Source organism: Mesorhizobium sp. M7A.F.Ca.US.014.04.1.1 (assembly GCF_003998745.1).
Taxonomy (GTDB): Bacteria; Pseudomonadota; Alphaproteobacteria; order Rhizobiales; family Rhizobiaceae; genus Mesorhizobium; species Mesorhizobium ciceri.
The window spans coordinates 1-2,262 of the sequence record NZ_RZRW01000757.1 but is presented as its reverse complement, the minus strand read 5'-3'; the positions used below and the strand labels follow the sequence as shown (position 1 = coordinate 2,262).

Below are 2,262 nucleotides of genomic sequence, written 5' to 3'. Positions count from 1 at the left end.
GTATGGACGTCGGGCCTGTTGAGATACGGCCCCCATGCGGTCCGCAGCGATCTCGACCCCGAAGCCAAGCGCCGGCTTGCCGTGTTCCTCACCAACCTCAAGTCGACGACGCCCGATATCTACGATCTCCTGGAATCGAAACATTCCGGCGGCTTCGCCACCGTGGCGCCAAAAGACTACGAGATGGCCGCTGCTATCGTGCGCTTCGTTTCGGACCGTGGGCCGCAGCAGTAGCTGGAGCGGCCTGCGCACGCCTGGCTGCCTCTGTTCAACAGTCGCTGCAAGGGATCGTCACGCTTCTGCGGGGGCGCAGAAAATAGGTTTCGCCCATGGTTATGTTGCTGAAAGCCGAGGTCAGCCCAAGCTTCTGTTGACTGCTCGCGCTCCACGCGATGACCGGCGTATAGCCGAGGTTACTTTCAACGCGGATGAGAAAAGTGTTGGCGACTCTGAGCGACGCCGGGATCGTTGTCTCGGTGGTGGCGGCGGCGCCAGGGCTGGCGACGCCGGCTACCAATTTGCGTGACCACACCACCAGTGCCCTCGTCGCATCGGCCGAGACCTGGATTGCCGTGACGGTGATGGTCGGATTTGAGCGGTTGTAGGGCTGAAGGGTGACGCTGCCGATCTGCATGATGGCGTCGACATCTGCCTTGAGGACGCTTGTCTGCTGGGTGACGAGATCGGCCACCATGCTGCCGATACGGCTGACCTTCTTGCTGGTCTCGATGGCTTGCGACGCTTCCATTGTGAGGAAATACATGATCAGCAGAATTGGCATGATCAACGCGAATTCGACCGCCGCGATGCCACGACGATCGGACCAGAACAGACTTGTTTTCCGCCAAACTCCCGTAATCATAAGATGTGCCCCCGCACGCATCATGCCCATTGCCCTTTTCTTATACTGCTCGTGCATTCCGCTCAGTTGTCGAACGGTTCGTTCTGCCAGGTCACCGATGCGAAGTGCAGCGTCTTGTTGCCGCCCATTGATTTGGCCAGCAGGTCGGTCATGATCGGCCATTTGTAAAAGACCCGCAGCATGTTCCTCGACTCCGCCGCACCCGCTGTCACTGAAAACGACTGGGTTGCGGTGCCTTTCGTCAATACGACATCGCCGTTCTGGATCTTGAAGCCGGCCGTGGCCGCATCCGCGAACGATGTATATTGGCGAAGATCCACCAGCAGTTGATTGGGACAATCCTGGGAAACGATGATCTGCAGTTTTGTGCAGATCATGTCCCGCAAGTTGGTTCCGGCGACGTCAACCGCCCTCAACTGGCCGGTGCGAAGCTTGCGCGCGACATCGTCGGTGATGTTGGCCATCACTTCCTGCGCGGCAAACGAGATGCAGCTTTCCAGAATGGCGAAGACAAGCAGCGCGAAGGGGACTGAAAGGATCGCGAATTCGATTGCCGTGGCGCCGCGCCGGTCACGAAGAAAACGGGCGAAAAACCTTGGGCATCTCACTTTGTGGTCGCCTGCGCGGCCGTATCCCTTGCTCATGTCCGATCCTGCCGATCTCTATGCGGTCTCGGAAGGACCATTAACGCAAACCGATTGAGGTCCGGTTTGGATGATCGTTAAAGTCGGCGCAGGCCTCTTAACCGGCCAATAACCGCACCGGCAGCCGGTCACGCCACCTATCGGCTGACGCTCATCTCCGCCTCGGAAGACTTCTCCGCTTCGCTCTTGTAGGAGCTTTCGCAATACGGCGTGCAGGACATCGTCTGGATTTCGGCACGCCGATAGATGCGCACCGACGAAGCAGCCTGCCGCACGACGGTAACCTGCTCATCGACGATGGGACTGCCGTCGGTATCGAGCACGACCAGATTGGTGACGCCGAAACCTTTGCCGGTGAGCACGATCGTCGAAGCGTCCTGCACGGAAGCGTCGGCGATTGCCGGGTTGCCGACCACGATGGTGTCTGCGGGACGCGACAGTTTGACGATCTTGGCCTGGTTCATCGTGACCTCGATGCCGGCGCCGGCCATGGCGGGCGCGACGAAGCTCGAGACGGCAAGAAGCGCGGCAATCAGGATTGACGATCTCGGCTGGGCCATTGAGGCGCTCCACGCAGGCGGACTGATCAACGGAACATGAACGAGATTGGTGAACCAACGGTTAAGCCTGCGATGTTGCCAATCCTGCAATGGCCGATAAGGGCGCCCCGCGAGGCGCGGTCCAGTCGGGGCGCAAGCCTGCCAAACCTGGGACTGGAAGGCGCGGCGGTACTTTAGCCCGAAGTTAACCACGCCA

3 protein-coding genes and 1 pseudogene are annotated in these 2,262 nt (G+C 59.7%); 1 reads left to right on the top strand and 3 read right to left on the bottom strand.

Going from position 1 to position 2,262, the window contains the following annotated elements; genetic code table 11:
• A pseudogene (locus EOA22_RS31075) lies at nt 1–234 on the top strand (phosphonate ABC transporter substrate-binding protein); the annotation flags it as partial.
• Between the two features lie 34 nt (nt 235–268).
• On the opposite strand, the gene EOA22_RS31070 reads toward EOA22_RS31075, so the two are convergent.
• The 3 genes from EOA22_RS31070 to EOA22_RS31060 form a co-directional block, all read right to left on the bottom strand.
• Nucleotides 269–892 (bottom strand): TadE/TadG family type IV pilus assembly protein, encoded by a 624-nt coding sequence (locus EOA22_RS31070; protein ID WP_318014161.1) that lies wholly within the window; start codon nt 890–892, stop codon nt 269–271.
• Nucleotides 893–924: 32 nt separating this feature from the next.
• Nucleotides 925–1,506 (bottom strand): TadE/TadG family type IV pilus assembly protein, encoded by a 582-nt coding sequence (locus EOA22_RS31065; protein WP_063169998.1) that lies wholly within the window; start codon nt 1,504–1,506, stop codon nt 925–927.
• Between the two features lie 137 nt (nt 1,507–1,643).
• Nucleotides 1,644–2,066 (bottom strand): pilus assembly protein N-terminal domain-containing protein, encoded by a 423-nt coding sequence (locus EOA22_RS31060; protein WP_013533687.1) that lies wholly within the window; start codon nt 2,064–2,066, stop codon nt 1,644–1,646.
• Between the last annotated feature and the right edge of the window lie 196 nt (nt 2,067–2,262).

Coding starts and splice junctions, on each gene's coding strand:
- EOA22_RS31070 (WP_318014161.1), bottom strand. CDS start 892: ATGGGCATGATGCGTGCGGGGGCACATCTTATGATTACGGGAGTTTGG.
- EOA22_RS31065 (WP_063169998.1), bottom strand. CDS start 1,506: ATGAGCAAGGGATACGGCCGCGCAGGCGACCACAAAGTGAGATGCCCA.
- EOA22_RS31060 (WP_013533687.1), bottom strand. CDS start 2,066: ATGGCCCAGCCGAGATCGTCAATCCTGATTGCCGCGCTTCTTGCCGTC.